Below are 18,885 nucleotides of genomic sequence, written 5' to 3' on the forward strand. Positions count from 1 at the left end.
TTTAGTTATTTTTTTCAAAAAAATAGTTTTTGTTCCGCTTTTCCAATATAAAAAGACTTTCTTTTTTATAAAGTTCGTGTTTTGGTCAAAATTACTATTTTTTTCACAAACAAATCCGCTATATTGTCCAAAAATAAAAACAATTTACAGGAAAAACATCTTATTTTAACGGAATTTACTGTTTTTTATTTAACGGATATATTATGATAGGAAAAGAAGAGCAGCGTGATGGGGGAAGGCTCTTTTTGTTGTTTGTTACTTTGACAATTGTTTGTTGCAAATGGGTTGAAACACAAGGAGGAAATTTGTGAAAAAGTTGAGCTTTAAAAAAGTGAAGTGGGGCATGCATTTTTTAATGGCTGTTGCGTTGATAGCGCCAAGCGTTACTAGTACGGCATATGCAGTAGAAACAACGAGTCAACAAAGTTCAGAAGCAGTAACAAGTACCACCGATTCAAGTAGAAAACAAGAACCAGTCATCACACAGGAAACAACAGACATCAAACAAGAAGCACCAAATCAGGCTACGAGTGACAGTGTCAAGCAGTCACAAGAAACCACGGCACCAGCAGAAACGACGAATTTAGAAACGTCAACCGCTGAAAAAGAAGAAACGAGCACACCACAAAAAATAACAATTTTAGGTACGTCAGATGTTCATGGTCAATTATGGAATTGGTCTTATGAAGATGATAAAGAACTACCAGTTGGTTTGTCCCAAGTAAGTACAGTCGTCAACCAAGTCCGGGCACAAAACCCAGCAGGCACCGTTTTAATTGATAATGGCGACAATATTCAAGGCACTATTTTAACAGATGACTTGTATAATAAAGCACCTTTAGTGAATGAAAAGACCCATCCAATGATCACCGCCATGAATGTGATGAAGTATGATGCAATGGTTTTGGGGAATCATGAGTTTAATTTTGGTTTACCGTTAATCAAAAAAATTCAACAAGAAGCCACTTTTCCAATCTTGTCTGCGAATACCTACAATAAGGATGGTGGTCGTTTTGTTGAAGGGACTACCACGAAGGAACTTGATCTTAATCAAGATGGGCAGCCAGATTTAAAAGTTGGGATTATCGGCTTAACAATCCCGCACATTCCTTTGTGGGATGGCCCTCGTGTTACTTCGCTTAATTTTTTACCTTTGAAAGAAGAAGCAGAAAAAGCAGTTGCTGAGTTGAAAACTAACGATCAGGCTGACATTATTGTTGCTTCGATTCATGCGGGACAACAAAATAGTGATCCGGTTGCCAGTGCCGACCAAGTAATTGAAAATGTCGCGGGGATTGATGCGTATATTCTAGGTCATGACCACCTTTCTTTTACCAAGCAAGGAGCAGCGCCGAATGGAAAAACTGTACCGGTAGGGGGACCGAAAGATACGGGGACAGAAGTTGTCAAAATTGATCTTTCAGTTGCTAAAAATGCCGATAAGTGGGAAGTGCAAGAAGGTACAGCAACGATTGTACCAACAACGAATGTTCCAGCAGATGAAGCAGTTAAGGCAGCGACAAAAGAATACCATGAGCAAACGCGAGCGTTTATTCAGGAGGAGATCGGCACAGCAACAGCTGATTTTTTACCAAAACAAGAAATTAAAGGAATTCCCGAAGCACAATTACAACCAACAGCGATGGTTTCTTTAATTAATAATGTTCAAAAAGAAGTAACAGGCGCACAATTAAGTGCGGCAGCGTTGTTTAAATACGACAGTAAATTACCTGCGGGGAAGATTTCCTATGCCACGATTTTTGATATCTACAAATACCCGAATACCTTAGTGAGTGTTCCCATTAACGGTGAAAACTTACTGAAGTATTTAGAAAAACAAGGGGCGTACTATAACCAAACACAGCCAGATGATTTGACCATTAGTTTTAATCCAAACATTCGTGTATATAACTATGACATGATTTCTGGAGTGGACTACAAGATTGACATTTCAAAACCAGTGGGTGAACGAATTGTAGATGCGAAAATTGACGGCCAACCGCTGGATCCTGCCAAAGAATATACGATTGCTATGAATAATTATCGTTACGGCGGTTTAGCTAGCCAAGGGATTCAAGTAGGAGAACCTATTAAAAATTCTGATCCAGAAACCTTACGAGGAATGATTGTTGATTATATTAAGAAAAAAGGAACGCTTGATCCAGAACAAGAAATCGAACGAAATTGGTCAATTATTGGGACAAATTTTGATGAAAAATGGCGTGCCAAAGCAATCGAATTAGTGAATGACGGCACTCTTCAAATTCCGACTTCTCCTGATGGACGTACACCAAACGCCGCCGCTATTACGAAACAAGATGTCCGTAATGCGGGCTTTGATTTAGATAATGCATATACCATTATGCACACAAATGACGTTCATGGCCGACTAGAAGCAGGGAAAGGCGAATTAGGTATGGCGCGTCTAAAAACCTTTAAAGACCAAGAAAACCCAACCTTGATGGTGGATGCAGGGGATGTTTTCCAAGGATTACCAATCTCCAATTTCTCCAAAGGCGCGGATATGGCCAAAGCAATGAATGAAGTTGGTTATGATGCCATGGCGGTGGGAAATCACGAGTTTGATTTTGGTTTAGAGATTGCACTAGGTTATAAAGACCAACTGAATTTTCCGATTTTATCTAGTAATACGTATTACAAAGATGGCAGTGGACGGGTTTTTGATCCGTATACTATCGTAGAAAAAGCCGGGAAAAAGTTTGCCATTGTAGGTGTGACGACCCCAGAAACAGCAACGAAAACACACCCGAAAAACGTAGAGAAGGTGACATTTAAAGACCCGATTCCAGAAGTAGAAGCAGTGATTAATGAAATTAAAGAGAAGTACGCGGATATTCAAGCTTTCGTGGTTACTGGGCATTTAGGCGTAGATGAAACGACGCCGCATATCTGGCGTGGTGATACGCTAGCAGAAACCCTTAGTCAAACATATCCTGAGTTAGATATCACTGTGATTGATGGACATTCGCATACAGCCGTCGAAAGCGGCAAACGTTATGGCAAAGTGATCTATGCTCAAACAGGTAATTATTTAAATAATGTTGGAATTGTCACAGCACCAGAGAGTGAACCAACTAAGAAAACAGCAAAATTGATTTCAGCAGCAGAGTTGCTAGAATTGCCAGAAAACCCGGCAGTTAAAGCCATCGTTGATGAAGCACGTACGAATTTTAACGCTGAAAATGAAAAAGTAATTGTCGATTATATTCCATTCACATTGGATGGACAACGAGAAAATGTGCGCACACGAGAGACCAACTTAGGGAATTTGATTGGTGATGCGATTATGTCATATGGCCAAGACGCGTTTAGTCAACCTGCTGATTTTGCAGTAACTAATGGTGGCGGCATTCGCGCTGATATTAAACAAGGGCCAATTAAAGTTGGGGATGTCATTGCTGTGTTACCTTTTGGCAATAGCATTGCGCAAATTCAAGTAACCGGCGCTCAAGTTAAAGAAATGTTTGAAATGTCTGTTCGTTCGATTCCACAAAAAGATGAGAATGGCACAATTTTACTAGATGATGCTGGCCAACCAAAACTTGGCGCAAATGGTGGTTTCCTGCATGTTTCAAGCTCCATTCGTATCCACTATGATTCCACAAAACCAGGTACTCGCTTGGCTAGTGACGAAGGCAATGAAACAGGACAAACGATTGTCGGTAGTCGCGTATTAGGAATAGAAATTAAAAATCGGCAAACACAAAAGTTTGAACCATTGGATGAGAAGAAACAATACCGGATGGCTACCAATGATTTTTTAGCTGCTGGTGGTGATGGTTACGATATGCTAGGTGGTGAACGAGAAGAAGGGATTTCACTAGATGCTGTCTTAATTGAATACTTGAAAAGTGCAACCAGCTTGCGGTTGTATCGTGCAGCAACGACGATTGATTTAGCACAATATAAAGAACCATTCCCAGGCGAACGAATTGTTTCTATTTCGGAAGAAGCTTACAAAGAGTTAATTGGTGGAGGAGAGACGCCAAAACCAGATCCGAAACCAGATCCAACACCAGATCCAACACCAGATCCAACACCAGATCCAACACCAGATCCAAAACCAGATCCAAAACCAGATCCAAAACCAGATCCAAAACCAGATCCAAAACCAGATCCAAAACCAGATCCGAAACCAACACCAGAAACACCAGTAGCAACCAATAAACAAAACCAAGCGGGAGCAAGACAGAGCAATCCATCCGTAACAGAGAAGAAAAAGTATGGCGGCTTTTTACCTAAAACGGGTACAGAAACAGAAACGCTTGCATTATATGGTTTACTGTTCGTTGGACTTTCTTCTTCTGGCTGGTATATTTATAAACGACGTAACAAAGCTAGTTAGTCATTTTTTAAGAACCGTCCTTCGGGATTGGTTCTTTTTTTATTTTAATGCTTGCCATTTGTTTTTAATTTTAGTATTATAAGAATATTCTAAAAATTAAAAAATGAAGAGTTTTTTCTGTGAAGGGAGAAAGGCATGAAAAGTAAACGTATAAAAGGACTTATCGGGTTAAGTTTAACAACGCTGTTAGTTTTAGCTGCTTGTGGTGGTGATGGGGGAGCTGGCGCCGAAAAAGCAAAGGGCGGATCAGAGAAAACTGCCGCTAAACAAGAATTTAAAGTAGTAGTTCAACAAGAAATGCCTTCTGCAGATTTATCTTTAGGAACAGATACAATTAGTTTTACGGCACTGAATAATGCGTATGAAGGAATTTATCGTTTAGATGATAAAAGCAAGCCGCAACCAGCAGGGGCTAAAGAAAAAGTGCAAGTCAGTGATGATGGTTTGACGTACACAGTGAAACTAAGAGAAGAAGCAAAATGGTCCAATGGTGATCCTGTCACAGCTGCCGATTATGTTTTTAGTTGGCAACGTACAGCAGATCCTCAGACTGGCGCTGAGTATGCTTATTTTCTAGAAATGATTGAAAACGGTGCAGACATTGTAGCTGGTAAGAAACCAGTTTCTGAATTAGGCATTAAAGCAAACGGAGATTACGAGCTAGAAATTAAACTGGCAAAACCAACACCATATTTTGATTATTTACTGGCCTTTCCACTATTTTTCCCGCAACATCAAGCAACCGTAGAGAAATATGGCAAAGATTACGCTGCTTCCAGTGAAAAAGCAGTCTATAATGGTCCGTTTGTCTTAGCTAACTTTGAAGGGGCTGGCTCAGATACCAATTGGACTTTGGAAAAAAATGAAAACTATTGGGATAAAGACAATGTCAAATTAGATAAAATCAATTTTGATGTTGTTAAGGAGGCACCAACTGCCTTGAACTTATTCCAAGATGGCCAAGCAGATGATGTTATTTTAAGTGGCGAATTGGCCCAGCAAATGGCGAAGGATCCAGAATTGGTTATCGAAAAAGAAGCACGAACCAGCTATTTGGAATTTAATCAGCGAGATAAAAATTCACCGTATAATAATGTGAATTTACGCAAAGCAATTTCAGCAGCGATTGATCGCAACGCATTAGTAGATAAAATTTTAGGCGACGGCTCAGTAGTCGCTACCGGCTTAATTCCAGAAGGGATGTCGTATTCGCCGACAGATGACAAAGATTTTGCTGATGAAAATAAAAAAATTGTTGAATATAGCCCAGAAAAAGCAAAAGAATATTGGGCAAAAGCGAAGAAAGAATTGGGCATAACAACACTCAAAATGGATATTGTTGCCGATGATGTCGATTCTACGAAAAAGTTAGCGGAATATATTCAAGGTACGTTAAAGGATACTTTAGAGGGCATTGATGTAACAGTGAGCCCAGTGCCGTTTTCAGTTCGAATTGATCGAGGTAGTCGCGGCGATTTTGAGACAATCTTAGGTGGTTGGGCTGCGGATTACGCAGATCCAAGTAGTTTCTTAGACCTTTTTGTTACTGGTAATAACTATAATCGCGGGCGTTTTTCAAGTAAAGCCTACGATGAGTTGATCGAGGCTTCAGCCACAAGAGATGCTTCAGATCCTGAAAAACGTTGGGAAGATATGGTTAAGGCTGAGAAGTTATTGATTGGTGAAGAGACCGCTTTAGCACCACTTTATCAAAAGGCGACTGCCCATCTACGCAGTAAAGAAGTGAAAGGCGTCGTTGCCCATGGTGCTGGCGCACAATATGATTATAAGTGGACATATGTAACAGAAGAGTAGTTAAAAAGAGACACAGAATAGTCAAATCGACTGTTCTGTGTCTCTTTTAATCAAAATATTTCTGCTGTTCTTCTTTTAATTTTTCTGGGGTTACATCTTCACCAGTAGGATCATAAATAGTGACGCCCATTAATGTTTTATTGAATTGTTCACGAATGGTCCGCAAATATTCTTGTCGCAAATCGACACGAAGAGCTTGTTCTTCAGATGTTAAGCCTTGTTCACGCTCTTTTTGTGCAAGCGTATTAATTCTTTTTAAAACATCTAACATTTCTCATTTCCTTTCTATAATAATTCTTTTGCTAGGCGTTCAAACGATTGAAAGCGCGTTTGTTTGTCATAACCTGGGGTGATTAGCATCGCTTCTGTCAACCCTAGTTCTTCTTGTTGGTGGAAAAACTCCGCAACTTCTTGGCTACTGCCAATGACAAAGCGTTGTTTATTTTGTTCTAAAACCAGTTTGTCCATTTCACTGTAAGGGAAAGCTAGGGCTTCTTCTGGCGATAAAAATTTATTTGGAAGCCCATGTTCGGTGGCAAAGATATAATGCTCGAAACTAGCCGCATGGTATTCTGCTTCTTCTTTCGTGTCGGCGGCGAAAGTGAAATACGCAGCGCTCACTTGCGGCTCTTGCTGTTCAGTTACTGGTCGGAAATGCTTGTAATATGCGGACAATACTTCTTTGGGCAAATGTCCATGAATAAACTGCGCAAAGGAAAAATTAATGCCATATTCACCAGCTGAACGTGCGCTTTCTTTGCTAGCACCTAGTAACCAGGGTTGTGGTAATAGAACTTCCCGCGGAACAGCTGAAATTTTAGAATATAAATGATCTTCAGGAAATTCCTCTCTTAAAAAGAGTAAAATTTCAGGTAATTTATCAAATTGGTCTAGCTGTGGTGGCTGACCATTATTTAATGCCAACGTAGTTAAAGGGCTGCCGCCAGGCGAGCGGCCCATGCCTAAATCGATTCGATCAGGATATAAAGCTGCTAACGTTTTAAACGTTTCTGCGACTTTAAATGGCGCATAATGCATGGTCATGATGCCACCCGCGCCAACACGAATTTTTTCGGTGGCACTAGCAATATGTGCAACTAAAATTTCTGGCGTTGCACTGGCAAAGGCGTCTGAACCGTGATGTTCGGCATACCAAATTCTTGTGTAACCAAGTTTTTCCGCTAATTGAGCGAGCTCTTTGGCTTCTTGTAATGTGTCGCTTGCTGATTGATTTTTAGGAACCGTTAATTGATCTAAGATACTTAATTTCATGTATGTAGTCTCCTTTTTAGTTATTTTTTTGAAGCTACCGCTATTATCACGCAAGCATGTCAAAAAAAACAGTACGCACTTTTTAATTCCCTAGTGAGCGAAAAGTAACAAATAGATGTAGCCAAGGTCGATGATAAAAAATTCTCCGCTATGGCTTTTTGATGCTTTGTGTTAAAATGGAACATATGTACGCAATCAGCAATTGGAAAGGTGACAACATGTACGAATATATTATTGGAAAAGTAACGTTTGTTAGCCCATACTATATTGTCGTTGAAACAAATGGCATTGGCTATCAGATTTCAGTCGATAACCCGTACCGCTATTCAGGAAAAATGGATACGGACATTAAACTATATCTTCACCAAGTCGTGCGGGAAGATGCACAGCTATTATTTGGTTTTGGCAGTTTAGAAGAAAAACAATTGTTCTTAAAATTAATCAGTGTCTCTGGAATTGGCCCTAAAAGTGGTTTAGCTATCATGGCTTCTGTGGCTGATCATGGTGGTTTAATCAATGCAATTGAAGGGGAAGATGTTACATATTTAACGAAGTTCCCAGGTGTTGGCAAGAAAACAGCCCAACAAATGATTTTAGATTTAAAAGGAAAACTAGGCGAATTAGAGTCTTCCGAAGCAGCGGTGGCTGCCATGACCGCAACCGAAGCGGTGACAACAAGCAATCAAGCATTGGCAGAAGCGTTAGAAGCATTAAGTGCCCTAGGCTACAGTGACCGAGAGATTAAGCGTATCACTAAGCAATTGGAAGCGTTAGGTGAGACAACGACAGATGTTTATTTGAGCAATGCGTTAAAATTCATGATGAAACGCTAAGGAGGAATAACGATGACAGAAGAAGAACGGTTGCTTTCAGCTGCAAGTCAAGAAGCAGAAGCTTCAATTGAAAAATCGTTACGTCCACAATTTTTAGCACAATATATTGGTCAAGACAAAGTAAAACAAGAACTAACGATTTATATTGAAGCGGCGAAAAATCGGAATGAAGCGTTGGATCATACCCTTCTTTATGGTCCGCCAGGTTTAGGGAAAACGACAATGGCGATGGTCATCGCCAATGAAATGAATGTGAACATTCGTACCACAAGTGGACCAGCCATCGAACGGGCGGGAGATTTAGTCGCTATTTTGAACGAATTAGAGCCTGGTGATGTGTTATTTATCGATGAAATTCATCGTTTGCCGCGAGTTGTGGAAGAAATGCTGTATTCCGCAATGGAAGATTTTTACATTGATATCATGGTTGGTCAAGGAACCACGGCACATCCCGTTCATTTTCCATTACCGCCTTTTACTTTAGTGGGCGCTACCACACGGGCAGGGATGCTTTCAGCACCATTACGAGATCGTTTTGGGATTATTTCTCACATGGAGTATTATCAAGAGCAGGATTTAAAAGAAATCGTTCTCCGTTCCGCGGATATTTTTCAAACGGAGATTTTTGAGGAAGGTGCCTTTGAAATTGCGCGCCGCTCAAGAGGAACCCCCCGAATTGCTAACCGTTTGTTAAAACGTGTCCGTGATTTTGCCCAAGTCCAATCAGATGGCAAAATCGACCGAGCGATTGCAGACAAAGCGTTAACCTTACTGCAAGTGGACCATCAAGGCTTGGACTATGTCGATCAAAAATTGTTGAAAACAATGATTGATTTATACGGCGGCGGTCCGGTTGGTTTAAGTACCTTGTCTGTAAACATCGGTGAAGAAACCGAAACGGTGGAAGATATGTATGAACCCTATCTTATTCAAAAAGGTTTCATTAAACGAACACCGCGAGGACGAATTGCAACGCCATTTGCGTATGCACATTTTGGGTATGATTATTTAGAGGGTCGTAAAAATTAAAAATAAGTCAAAAGAAAGCAAGCCTTAACCGCTTGCTTTCTTTTGTTTCACGTGAAACGTTTGTTCTTATTTAGAAGAGTGGCATATTTCAGCTGTTGTAGTTATACTGTGTTTGTAATCGCTTTTAAATTGGAGGGATCAATGTTGAATAAAGAAATCAAAGGGGCATTAATTGTTTCTTGCCAAGCGTTGGCAGACGAACCGTTGCATAGTTCTTTTATCATGTCCAAGATGGCTTTGGCCGCTAAACAAGGAGGGGCTAAAGGTATTCGAGCAAATTCTGTGGTAGACATTCGAGCAATCCGGAAAGAGGTTGATTTACCAATCATTGGGATTATTAAACGAGATTATCCTGACGCAGAAGTATATATTACCGCAACTATGCGTGAGATAGATGAATTAATGGCTGTTCAGCCAGAAATTATCGCTCTCGATGCAACCCATTCAAAACGACCAAATGGCGAAACGTTAGCCACATTTTTCAAAAGAATAAAAGAAAAGTATCCTAACCAAGAATGGATGGCAGATTGTTCCACGCTGGAAGAGATGATTGAAGCGGCGGAGTTAGGTTTTGATTATATTGGCACAACGTTAGTCGGCTATACGCCGCAAAGTGAAAATCAGCGGATTGAACAAAATGATTTTGAACTGTTAAGAGAAGCAAAGAAGCATTTTACTACACCAATCATTGCAGAAGGAATGATTGATACGCCAGCAAAAGTCCAACGTGTTCTGGAGCTAGGTGCTTATAGCGTGGTGGTGGGATCTGTTATTACACGACCGCAAAAAATTACTGAAAAATTTGTGGAAGCTACGAAAATAAAACAGAATCAAGCATAAACTAAATACACTATCGATACACTCGTTATTTTTTGATCAATACACTTCGATACGGTCGCTTTTTTTCTAGAGAAAGTTGAATCTTTCAATAATAAAAAGGGATACACTCCATTTGGCATAGTCCTTGCTGATAATAAATCAGTGTATAAAGCGCTATCATTTTTATAGGAGGGGTTTTATGAAGGGTTTATCAAAAAAGAAACGGGTGTCTACTTGGTTAGCGTTAGGAATCACCGTAGTCAGCTGTTTTGCGTTAAGCGGGGAAGTGCAAGCAAGTGTTGAAAGAACAAAAGTTGATGAATTTGCAAATGTTTTAGATGTGAGTGCATCACCAACCGAACGGACGAATGGCGTATACGATACCAATTATTTTAATAATTTTTCTGATTTAGGTGCATGGCATGGCTACTATTTACCTGAAAAAAGCAATAAAGAGCTACTGGGTGGTTTTGCGGGGCCATTGATTATTGCGGAAGAATATCCAGTAAACTTGGCGGCAAGTTTAAACAAATTAACGGTCAAAAATAAAAAAACGGGAGAAACCTATGATTTAAGCCAAAGCAACCGCATGGACCTGTCTTATTATCCTGGGCGCCTAGAGCAAACCTATGAATTAGACGATCTAATGATTCATTTAGCTTTAATTTTTGTCAGCAATCGAACGGCGCTTATCCAAACGACACTTGAAAACACTGGTGAAGAGCCCTTGTCACTTGAAGCAAGCTGGACAGGTGCGGTCTTTGACAAAATTCAAGAGGGAACGGAAACCTTAGATATTGGCACTCGTTTAACTGCTAAAGACAATGACATTCAAGTGAATTTTGGCGAAGTCAGAGAAACGTGGAATTATTTTGCTACGAAAGACACAAAATATACGATTCATCATTCGGATAAAGTTTCAACAAAAATTGATAATCGGAATTATACAGCGACCGCTGAACCAATTGAATTGAAGCCTAAACAAACGTACAACACCTATACGACAGAAAGCTATACTTTTACAAAAGAAGAAGAGGCAAAGGAACAACAACAAGCACCCGAATATACCAAAAATGCGGCGCGCTATTTCAAAGAGAACAAGCAAAGATGGCAAGGATACCTAGATAAAACGTTTGATCAAAAGAAAACAGCAGAATTTCCTGAATATCAAAATGCGCTAGTCAAATCGATTGAAACGATTAATACCAATTGGCGAAGTGCGGCAGGTGCCTTTAAGCATGACGGGATTGTTCCGTCCATGTCTTATAAATGGTTTATTGGTATGTGGGCTTGGGATTCGTGGAAAGCGGATGTAGCAACGGCTGATTTTAATCCTGAGTTAGCTAAAAATAATATGCGGGCCTTGTTTGATTATCAAATTCAAAAAGATGATACCGTACGTCCACAAGATGCAGGAGCGATCATTGATGCTGTCTTTTACAATCAAGACAGTGCGCGTGGTGGTGAAGGTGGCAACTGGAATGAACGAAATTCTAAACCACCATTGGCTGCATGGGCAGTTTGGCATATTTATCAAGAAACAAAAGATAAGGAATTTTTAAAAGAAATGTATCCCAAACTTGTGGCTTATCATAATTGGTGGTATACCAACAGAGACCACAATAAAAATGGGATAGCAGAATATGGAAGCATGGTCAGTGATGCTCACTGGCAAAAAGACGACAAGGATCAAATCATTAAAGATAAAAATGGCCAACCTAAAGTGGACGATGATGCTGTTATTGAAGCAGCCGCATGGGAAAGTGGCATGGATAACGCTACACGGTTTGACAAAGAAGGTGTGGGCAAAGGCGATGATGGAGTTAAAGTTTTTGAAAACAAAAATAAAGGAAAAGTAGTGGGGTATTCGATTAATCAAGAATCAGTGGATTTGAATGCGTATCTCTACGCTGAAAAGGGCTATTTAGCTTCGATAGCAGAAGAACTAGGCAAAAAAGAGGACTATAAGAACTATCAAAAAGAAGCGAAGAAACTAAAAAAATATATTCAAGAAAATATGTTTGATGAAAAAACAGGCTTCTTCTATGACTTACAAATAAATGAAGACGGCTCGAAAACAAAATTGTTAGTCAATCGTGGCAAAGGAACAGAAGGCTGGTTGCCGCTCTGGGCAAAAGTAGCGACCAAAGAACAGGCGGCGGCAGTTAAGAAAAACATGATGAATCAAGAAATGTTTAATACCTTTATGCCATTCCCAACGGCATCCAAAGACAATGAAAAATTTGCTGCAACGAAATATTGGCGGGGACCAGTTTGGCTTGATCAAGCCTTGTTTGGTGTAGAAGCTCTTCAAAACTATGACTATACAAAAGAAGCAAAAGAAATGACACAAGAACTCTTCTTACATGCCGAAGGATTGATGGGAGAAGGCCCTATTCATGAAAATTATGATCCACTGACAGGGAAGGGCCTAAGTACGAAAAACTTTAGTTGGTCAGCGGCAGCGTACTATTTACTGTATAAAAACACCTTATTAAGTAATAACCCCACAACGCAAACCGCTTTTGAAATAAAATAGAAAAACAGCTCTTGAGAAAATATCTCTCAAGAGCTGTTTTTTTTTCTTCACTTGCTACAATCTGTTTCCCTCTGATTTAATTAAATGTAATTTATTTGTTTAAATAAATATATTCCATATAATTAAATAAAATATCTAAAAATAAACGATATGTACTTTTATTAAAAATGTTATTTAATAAAAATGAAATAGATATTCAATGAAATTGATTGTACAATGGTTAGTGAAGAGTGGGTTTAACGGAATAGTGTAATAAGGAATAAGCTGATATCAAAACCAAACATATGCAAAACCTCCTGCTCTGTTAGTTATATTGACTTCTATTATAGAACATTTCTTTTGGTTTTTTCAAGGGAAGTTAAGTATATAAGTTTTTGTGATTATCAAAATATTACAATATTATAATTACGGAAATAATAAAAATGAATATTTTGAAATATTTATTAATGTTTTCGCTGATTTTGTTTAATTTGTACAGGTATTGTTGGATCTTTAAGTTAATAAAAAAATAATATTTAATATTATTTTTATTATAAAAGGGGGATATTATGGATGTTCTAGGTGCTCTAAAATATTTTAGAAAAAAGAAAAAAATTGCTCAGAAAGATGTTTTGCCAAAAAAGGGGAAACAAACCTATCGAAGAATCGAAATTGGTGAAGCCAAGCTAAGTTACGAGGATTTAATGACGGCATTACAGTCATTGGGGATTACTTTTAATGAATTTTTTTTTATGGTATCTGATACGAGAATCATGGCTTCTTCAGAAGTCAAACATCAAATTGAATGTTGTCAAATGGGGTTGAACAATACAAGTGAAAAAAAGAATCTGATTCATTATTTTTATCAATTAGAGCGCAATCCTCATAAAAATGCGTTGGAAATGTCTATTTACACAGATATTAAATTAACGTTTAGTAATGATTGGGAGGAAATTCCAGAATTTGATGAAACCGATCGAATGGTAATTCTCGCGCTTATCTCTAGCAAAAGCTACTATACATACTACGATTATCAAATGGTGACTAATCCTGCCGCCTTGTTTTCTGAAAATGAAGTCCTTCAGATTCTTGAGCAGATGTTTCCTGTCAAAGATGCTGAATTACGTGATACCCAAACACTAAATGTTGCCTATGGTTTTTACCTAAATATCATTACTGGGGAACTTTATAAGAAAAATTATGCGAAAGCTCGGGAATATTTAGCGCTAGTGAGTGTTACCACGATTCCTGCTGAAATCTACTATATTCATTTTAACTTACGTTACTTAAAAAACCTTACGTATTATCTGTACACTGGCAAAATGAGATATTATAAAGAAGTAATCGCCGTTATTGATATGATTGAAAGCTTTGGCGATGTACGTTTGGCGGAAGGCATGAAAAAAGAAATGCTTCAGCTGACGGCTGGTCGGACATTTAATTTAGAAAAAGGTCAGTTTCCATTGAATATTGTCACTGAAAAATAAAAAGCACCCCCGCAAGGTCAAACTTGCGGGGGGTGCTGATGTTAAACAATAATGTTATCTCTAATCATATCTAAATCTTTAATCAAAATTTTGCGGTTACGTAGTTCAATTGCCCCTAACTCTTTTAGTTGCTGCATCATCCGGTTAACGCTACTAGCAGAAGTTATCCCACAAAAATGCGCAATTTCTTCATTGGTCACCACGAAATCAATTAAAATACCTTCCTCTGTTTCTACGCCAAATGAATCGTACATTTCATAGATTTGTGTACAAACGGCCCCAAATTTGCCATTCATCAACATTTGCTGCATCTTTTTCATGGAATGCATTAAACGGTCCCGATAGTATTCTTTGACATACATTTGCAAGTCTTTACTATTATTGATATCCCGCCAAAATTGAACACGGTCGATTTGGTAAAGTTCTGCTTGTGGAGATTCGATGCGAATATTAAAAGGTGCATCAATAAATTCTGAATATTCATCACGTAGCAATGAAACAATTTCCAAATTGTTGATATAACGTAAATTAAATTCACGACCATCTTTGGAAATAACGCTAGTTTTGATGATGCCACTTTTTAAAATATAGGCATAACGATCTTGCAGTCCTTCATAAGTTAAATAATTTTTCTTCTTTTTTACAACGACTCGAAAGGAATGTTCATCTAAGTAGTCTTGTAAAACATTTCTCATTGGCGGTAACTCCTCAATTATCTCTAAATATTTTTGTTTTTGCCTGTTGGGCTTCTTTCTTATTTAAGCGAATTGGACATCATATGTCAATAACAAATGTTGATAAAAAAGGTCAATTAAACGCTATTTTGAAAAATAAAATCAGCTTTTAGATAATTTTGCCAAAAATTTCGCTTAATGAGTATTAAAAATATTTTTTTTATTTTATGTGCTCAAATATTTTTCAAAAAGAAAAAATTGTATTAAGGTAATAGTAGAAAGGGAGGAGATTTAATGACAGAACCAAACTTAAAAGACCCAAGAAAGTTATTTTATAGTGATGGATTTCCGCAACAAGATCAAGAAACTCCCGCATTACAGGACAAAATGGTCCCTAAACCAGATTGTGGGGAAGACAGCTATGTCGGAAATCACAAATTAGAAAATCGTCGGGTATTAATTACAGGCGGTGATTCTGGGATTGGACGAGCTGCGGCGATTGCTTTTGCTCGCGAAGGCGCAGATATCGCCTTACATTTTTTCCCAGGTGAAGAAAAAGACGCCGAAGAAGTGGCGCACTATATACGAGAAGCTAGCCGAAAAGTCGTTCTTTTGCCAGCAGATTTAAGAGATAAACAGGCACCTGAAAAATTGGTTGCACAAGCTCGTGAATCTTTAGGCGGCTTGGATACCCTTGTTTTAAATGCAGCTCAACAAATTTCCTGTGCCGCTATTGAAGAATTGCCAATGGAACAAGTGATAGACACTTTCCATGTCAATATTATTGCGATGTTTGGCATTGTCAAAGCAGCAGTGCCTCACTTGCCTGCCGGAAGTAGCATTGTGACAACGACTTCCGTCCAAGCTTTTAATCCCAGTGAGCATTTGTTGGATTATGCAGCAACGAAGGCATCAATTGCCAACTTTACCGTTGGTTTAGCAAAACAACTGGCACCAAAAGGTATTCGGGTAAATGGCGTGGCTCCAGGACCAATCTGGACACCGTTACAATTAGATCATGGACAACCAATTGAAGAGTTGCCAGAATTTGGGCAACATTCTTTACTGGAACGTGCGGGTCAGCCTGCTGAATTAGCCCCTGTTTATGTTTTCTTGGCGTCCAATGATGCAAGTTATGTTACGGCTCAAGTTTATGGCGTAACTGGTGGAGAAGCAATTAATCTTTAGGAGGGATGTTCCGTGAATAAAGTTGTTAAAATACTTTTGCTTCTAGGTTCACTGATTTTAATGGCATTATTTGGCGCGGTGGCCATCACCACTTGGTCAGCCGATACAGCTTGGCAACCACCAGATAATGTCCAATGGTTCTTGCAAGACAACGAGTACGCACGTCAAGCAATCTTTTGGGTAGCGCTGGTTTTACTAGGAATTATGCTCTTTCTCTTTTTATTCATTCTTTTATTCCCAAGAAGAAAAGGCACGTTTGAATTAAAAGAAGAGCAAGGAAAGTTAGTGTTACACCGTAAAGCCATCGAAGGATTTGTACGCTCTAGCTTGCAAGACAGTGACTTTCTGGAAGCACCAACCATTCGTGTAAAGGCGACAAAAAGGCGCATTAAGGTCAATGTTAAAGGCACACTGAAACGAACGGCAGATTTAATTGGACAAACAGAAGCTTGGTCAAAAACAATGGAAGAACGGCTTGCTCGTTTGGTGGGAACTGGTCACAAGATTACGATTGATGTTCATTTTGAAGATATTCAATCAATGAAACGACCACAACAACAGCAAACACAAGCACGTGTGGAGTAGGAGGGATGTACAATGGTTGAATGGATAAAACAATATGCCGTTCCGTTAATTGGTGGCCTAGTCGGCTTGGTTTTTGCAATCTTGTTTCTGTCAATCGGCTTCTTTAAAACATTGTTAGTAGTACTCCTGACAGGACTAGGTATTTGGCTAGGTTTGTATTTGGAACAGACAGGCATTGTCAAAAATTATTTTCATCATAAATAGGAGGTTTTGGCTATGGAAAATGCAAATGTATCGATTGTTAAAGGTGAGTTGACGTTTGAGGATAAAGTAATCCAAAAAATTATTGGCATTGCTTTGGAAGAAGTCGACGGTTTGTTAACTGTGGACGGTGGTTTTTTCTCGAATTTACGAGATAAAATGATTAACAGTGAAGATGTTACAACAGGCATTCACACCGAGGTCGGCAAAAAACAAGTCGCAGTGGATATGGACATTGTAGCCGAATACGGGAAAGATATCGAGACCATTTATGATCAAATGAAAGAGGTTATTACTCGCGAAGTCCAACAAATGACTCACTTGGAAGTAATCGAAGTCAATGTCAACGTAGTAGATATCAAAACACAAGCAGAGTACCAAGAAGAAAGTGAAACAGTCCAAGATAAACTTGGCAACGCCGCTGAAGCGACAGGTAGTTTTATGTCAAAACAAACCAACAAAGCCAAACATGCGGTAACTAAAGGCAAGACAAAAGTCAAAGAAAACACGGCACCTCGTGTTCAATAATTGGTTATTATTTTATTAAAAATAAAGCAATAATAGAAGAAACTAGGAGGAATGAACCATGAGTAACGAAAAATTCAATAATGTACCAAAACCAGCAGGAAACGGACCACACACACCAGAAGATCATGCAATCAAAGGTGAATTAACATTTGAAGATAAAGTCGTTCAAAAAATTATCGGTTTAGCCTTAGAAAATGTCGATGGTCTATTAACAGTCGATGGCGGCTTTTTCTCAAATATTGCTGAAAAATTAGTAAACACAGATAACGTCACAGCGGGTATTGATACCGAAGTTGGTAAAAAACAAGTCGCTGTTGATATGGATATCGTAGTAGAATACGGCAAAGATATTCAAGACATTTACGAAAAAATGAAAGAATTAATCAGCCGTGAAGTGAAAAAAATGACCCACTTAGATGTGATTGAAGTGAATGTTAACGTAGTTGATATCAAATCAAAAGAAGAATACGAAGAAGATAGCGAAACGGTTCAAGATAAAGTCACAGGCGCTGCCAAAAGTACCGGTGAATTTGCTTCTGAACAAACAGAAAAAGCAAAAAAAGCTGTGAATAAAGGAACAGAACAAGTCAAAGAAAATATGGAACCACGTGTAGAATAAACAGTTAAAGGGAGGAAACAATCATGGGCTTTATTTGGGCATTAATTGTCGGCGGGGTCATTGGGGCAATCGCTGGAGCAATTACTAAAAAAGGATCATCAATGGGCATTATTGCCAATATCATTGCAGGGTTAGTTGGTTCAACAATTGGTCAAGCCATTTTAGGCACATGGGGACCAAGCTTAGCTGGGATGGCTATTGTGCCATCGATTATCGGGGCAGTGATTTTAGTTGCCATTGTTTCATGGATTTTAGGACGAAAATAGAGAAGATTTTTCAGAAGAGTTTGGGCGATTGTCCAAACTCTTTTTTTATATTCTTTAATATCATTCAGTTTATTAAAATTGGATTAAATATAGCTTTCCTTTGATAGGTGGTTTTGTTAAAATTTAATTAAAAAGTCGTTGCGTGGCAAAAAGGAGGTGAATCAGTGAAACATAGGAAGCAATGGTTAATCGGACTACTCATTATTTTAATCATAGGAATTGGAGGGAAATGGTACATGGACGAACAAGAAAAAGTTAAACTACACGAAATTCAAACAGACTTAGCGAACTATTTGTATAATAACTACCGAATTTATACATTTGATGAGCAAGAAAGAGCACAATTAGAGAAGAAATATAATAAGGGAAATGGAGAATTGAGTTATCGAGAGTATTCAAATAAATTAGATGAGATTGCAAAATACTACGACGTTAACAAAGTAGAATTTACCAGTTTTTCAGTAGGGCCAATGAATACATTAAAAGTTTATTTTACCATCAACGGTGTGTATGAAGAAGAAGTGGATTTAGACACGATATCAGCAGAAACTGAAAAATTTATTTATAGTATAACAAATAGTACAGGTAGAGGGCCTTATTACATTGAGAAAAAAGACAAACCTACAAAGGAAAGAATGCCAGAAAACTTAATTGTGTATGATGAAGGAGGGATAAAGTAATGGAT

Annotated in this window: 17 protein-coding genes; 14 read left to right on the top strand and 3 right to left on the bottom strand. The window is 38.5% G+C overall.

What is annotated here, in order from left to right; all coding sequences use genetic code 11:
* Positions 1 to 307 precede the first annotated feature (307 nt).
* Both IGL48_RS00265 and IGL48_RS00270 read left to right on the top strand, forming a co-directional pair.
* A complete protein-coding gene (locus IGL48_RS00265) occupies positions 308 to 4,366 on the top strand; it encodes a 5'-nucleotidase C-terminal domain-containing protein (RefSeq protein ID WP_430601654.1) in 4,059 nt (1,352 codons plus the stop codon).
* Between the two features lie 135 nt (positions 4,367 to 4,501).
* Positions 4,502 to 6,181 (top strand): peptide ABC transporter substrate-binding protein, encoded by a 1,680-nt coding sequence (locus tag IGL48_RS00270; RefSeq protein ID WP_002361487.1) that lies wholly within the window; start codon positions 4,502 to 4,504, stop codon positions 6,179 to 6,181.
* A 46-nt stretch (positions 6,182 to 6,227) separates the two neighbouring features.
* On the opposite strand, the gene IGL48_RS00275 is transcribed toward IGL48_RS00270, so the two are convergent.
* Positions 6,228 to 6,452 (bottom strand): DUF896 domain-containing protein, encoded by a 225-nt coding sequence (locus tag IGL48_RS00275; RefSeq protein ID WP_002386409.1) that lies wholly within the window; start codon positions 6,450 to 6,452, stop codon positions 6,228 to 6,230.
* A gap of 14 nt (positions 6,453 to 6,466) precedes the next feature.
* Positions 6,467 to 7,453, bottom strand: coding sequence for an LLM class flavin-dependent oxidoreductase (locus IGL48_RS00280; protein ID WP_002356071.1), 987 nt, complete (start codon positions 7,451 to 7,453; stop codon positions 6,467 to 6,469).
* A 218-nt stretch (positions 7,454 to 7,671) separates the two neighbouring features.
* Between IGL48_RS00280 and ruvA the strand changes: the two genes are divergently transcribed.
* The 5 genes from ruvA to IGL48_RS00305 all read left to right on the top strand — a co-directional run bounded on the left by ruvA (position 7,672) and on the right by IGL48_RS00305 (position 14,139).
* Positions 7,672 to 8,286 carry a Holliday junction branch migration protein RuvA gene (ruvA, locus tag IGL48_RS00285; RefSeq protein ID WP_002359241.1) on the top strand — a complete coding sequence of 205 codons (615 nt, stop codon included), beginning with the start codon at positions 7,672 to 7,674 and terminating at the stop codon, positions 8,284 to 8,286.
* 12 nt (positions 8,287 to 8,298) lie between these two features.
* Positions 8,299 to 9,315, top strand: coding sequence for a Holliday junction branch migration DNA helicase RuvB (gene ruvB / locus IGL48_RS00290; protein ID WP_002381340.1), 1,017 nt, complete (start codon positions 8,299 to 8,301; stop codon positions 9,313 to 9,315).
* 141 nt (positions 9,316 to 9,456) lie between these two features.
* Entirely contained in the window at positions 9,457 to 10,155 is a 699-nt protein-coding gene (locus IGL48_RS00295) for an N-acetylmannosamine-6-phosphate 2-epimerase (protein ID WP_002364575.1), read from the top strand.
* Between the two features lie 178 nt (positions 10,156 to 10,333).
* Positions 10,334 to 12,673 carry an alpha-glucosidase gene (ygjK, locus tag IGL48_RS00300; RefSeq protein ID WP_048949635.1) on the top strand — a complete coding sequence of 780 codons (2,340 nt, stop codon included), beginning with the start codon at positions 10,334 to 10,336 and terminating at the stop codon, positions 12,671 to 12,673.
* A 548-nt stretch (positions 12,674 to 13,221) separates the two neighbouring features.
* The gene (locus tag IGL48_RS00305; protein WP_002367583.1) at positions 13,222 to 14,139 is read left to right on the top strand and encodes a helix-turn-helix domain-containing protein; all 918 of its coding nucleotides are present in this window, start codon (positions 13,222 to 13,224) and stop codon (positions 14,137 to 14,139) included.
* A gap of 41 nt (positions 14,140 to 14,180) precedes the next feature.
* Here IGL48_RS00305 and IGL48_RS00310 read toward each other — a convergent pair whose 3' ends face one another.
* The gene (locus tag IGL48_RS00310; protein WP_002356081.1) at positions 14,181 to 14,834 is read right to left on the bottom strand and encodes a Crp/Fnr family transcriptional regulator; all 654 of its coding nucleotides are present in this window, start codon (positions 14,832 to 14,834) and stop codon (positions 14,181 to 14,183) included.
* A 273-nt stretch (positions 14,835 to 15,107) separates the two neighbouring features.
* Here IGL48_RS00310 and IGL48_RS00315 point away from each other — a divergent pair, with 273 nt between their 5' ends.
* The 7 genes from IGL48_RS00315 (at position 15,108) to IGL48_RS00345 (ending at position 18,880) form a co-directional block, all read left to right on the top strand.
* The gene (locus IGL48_RS00315) at positions 15,108 to 16,001 is read left to right on the top strand and encodes an SDR family oxidoreductase (RefSeq protein ID WP_010824330.1); all 894 of its coding nucleotides are present in this window, start codon (positions 15,108 to 15,110) and stop codon (positions 15,999 to 16,001) included.
* Between the two features lie 12 nt (positions 16,002 to 16,013).
* A complete protein-coding gene (gene amaP / locus IGL48_RS00320) occupies positions 16,014 to 16,586 on the top strand; it encodes an alkaline shock response membrane anchor protein AmaP (protein ID WP_002381343.1) in 573 nt (190 codons plus the stop codon).
* Between the two features lie 12 nt (positions 16,587 to 16,598).
* Positions 16,599 to 16,790 carry a DUF2273 domain-containing protein gene (locus IGL48_RS00325; protein ID WP_002356087.1) on the top strand — a complete coding sequence of 64 codons (192 nt, stop codon included), beginning with the start codon at positions 16,599 to 16,601 and terminating at the stop codon, positions 16,788 to 16,790.
* A 12-nt stretch (positions 16,791 to 16,802) separates the two neighbouring features.
* Positions 16,803 to 17,315, top strand: coding sequence for an Asp23/Gls24 family envelope stress response protein (locus tag IGL48_RS00330; RefSeq protein ID WP_002383483.1), 513 nt, complete (start codon positions 16,803 to 16,805; stop codon positions 17,313 to 17,315).
* Positions 17,316 to 17,373: 58 nt separating this feature from the next.
* Positions 17,374 to 17,934 carry an Asp23/Gls24 family envelope stress response protein gene (locus IGL48_RS00335; protein WP_002356090.1) on the top strand — a complete coding sequence of 187 codons (561 nt, stop codon included), beginning with the start codon at positions 17,374 to 17,376 and terminating at the stop codon, positions 17,932 to 17,934.
* A 23-nt stretch (positions 17,935 to 17,957) separates the two neighbouring features.
* Positions 17,958 to 18,200: a GlsB/YeaQ/YmgE family stress response membrane protein gene (locus IGL48_RS00340; RefSeq protein WP_002356092.1), complete on the top strand. Its 243-nt coding sequence runs from the start codon at positions 17,958 to 17,960 to the stop codon at positions 18,198 to 18,200.
* Positions 18,201 to 18,364: 164 nt separating this feature from the next.
* Complete coding sequence (locus IGL48_RS00345) at positions 18,365 to 18,880, top strand: hypothetical protein (RefSeq protein WP_025190658.1); 516 nt, start codon at positions 18,365 to 18,367, stop codon at positions 18,878 to 18,880.
* The last annotated feature ends 5 nt before the right edge of the window (positions 18,881 to 18,885 follow it).

The organism is Enterococcus sp. DIV1090, assembly GCF_050537975.1.
In the GTDB taxonomy this organism is placed as follows: Bacteria; Bacillota; Bacilli; order Lactobacillales; family Enterococcaceae; genus Enterococcus; species Enterococcus faecalis.

Coding starts and splice junctions, on each gene's coding strand:
- IGL48_RS00330 (WP_002383483.1), top strand. CDS start 16,803: ATGGAAAATGCAAATGTATCGATTGTTAAAGGTGAGTTGACGTTTGAG.
- IGL48_RS00275 (WP_002386409.1), bottom strand. CDS start 6,452: ATGTTAGATGTTTTAAAAAGAATTAATACGCTTGCACAAAAAGAGCGT.
- IGL48_RS00305 (WP_002367583.1), top strand. CDS start 13,222: ATGGATGTTCTAGGTGCTCTAAAATATTTTAGAAAAAAGAAAAAAATT.
- ygjK (WP_048949635.1), top strand. CDS start 10,334: ATGAAGGGTTTATCAAAAAAGAAACGGGTGTCTACTTGGTTAGCGTTA.
- IGL48_RS00335 (WP_002356090.1), top strand. CDS start 17,374: ATGAGTAACGAAAAATTCAATAATGTACCAAAACCAGCAGGAAACGGA.
- IGL48_RS00340 (WP_002356092.1), top strand. CDS start 17,958: ATGGGCTTTATTTGGGCATTAATTGTCGGCGGGGTCATTGGGGCAATC.
- ruvB (WP_002381340.1), top strand. CDS start 8,299: ATGACAGAAGAAGAACGGTTGCTTTCAGCTGCAAGTCAAGAAGCAGAA.
- IGL48_RS00325 (WP_002356087.1), top strand. CDS start 16,599: ATGGTTGAATGGATAAAACAATATGCCGTTCCGTTAATTGGTGGCCTA.
- ruvA (WP_002359241.1), top strand. CDS start 7,672: ATGTACGAATATATTATTGGAAAAGTAACGTTTGTTAGCCCATACTAT.
- IGL48_RS00280 (WP_002356071.1), bottom strand. CDS start 7,453: ATGAAATTAAGTATCTTAGATCAATTAACGGTTCCTAAAAATCAATCA.
- IGL48_RS00295 (WP_002364575.1), top strand. CDS start 9,457: ATGTTGAATAAAGAAATCAAAGGGGCATTAATTGTTTCTTGCCAAGCG.
- IGL48_RS00270 (WP_002361487.1), top strand. CDS start 4,502: ATGAAAAGTAAACGTATAAAAGGACTTATCGGGTTAAGTTTAACAACG.
- IGL48_RS00310 (WP_002356081.1), bottom strand. CDS start 14,834: ATGAGAAATGTTTTACAAGACTACTTAGATGAACATTCCTTTCGAGTC.
- IGL48_RS00315 (WP_010824330.1), top strand. CDS start 15,108: ATGACAGAACCAAACTTAAAAGACCCAAGAAAGTTATTTTATAGTGAT.